Annotated in this window: 1 pseudogene; it reads right to left on the bottom strand. The window is 71.2% G+C overall.

Annotated features, from left to right (window positions below):
• Positions 1 to 292: pseudogene (locus tag U8L64_RS00200) on the bottom strand (NAD(P)(+) transhydrogenase (Re/Si-specific) subunit alpha); the annotation flags it as partial.

Raw genomic sequence — 292 nt, 5'->3', positions numbered from 1 at the left:
CTGCAGCCCGGCGACACCGGCCCCGAGGATCAGCACGCGCGCGGCCTTCACCGTACCGGCAGCGGTCATCAGCATCGGCATGAAGCGCGGGTAGTGATGGGCGCCGAGCAGCACCGCCTTGTAGCCGGCGCTGGTGGCCTGCGACGAGAGCCCGTCCAGGCTCTGCGCGCGCGAAGTGCGCGGCGCGGCTTCCAGCGCGAAGGCGGTGATGCCGCGCGCGGCCATGCGCGCGATGCAGTCATTGTCGAACGGGTTGAGCATGCCCAGCAGCACGCTGCCGGACTGCATCTGC

The sequence above is a fragment of the Pseudomonas sp. FIP_A4 genome, assembly GCF_036701605.1.
Lineage (GTDB): Bacteria > Pseudomonadota > Gammaproteobacteria > Pseudomonadales > Pseudomonadaceae > Stutzerimonas > Stutzerimonas phenolilytica.
This window is presented reverse-complemented; position numbering and strand designations above follow the sequence as displayed.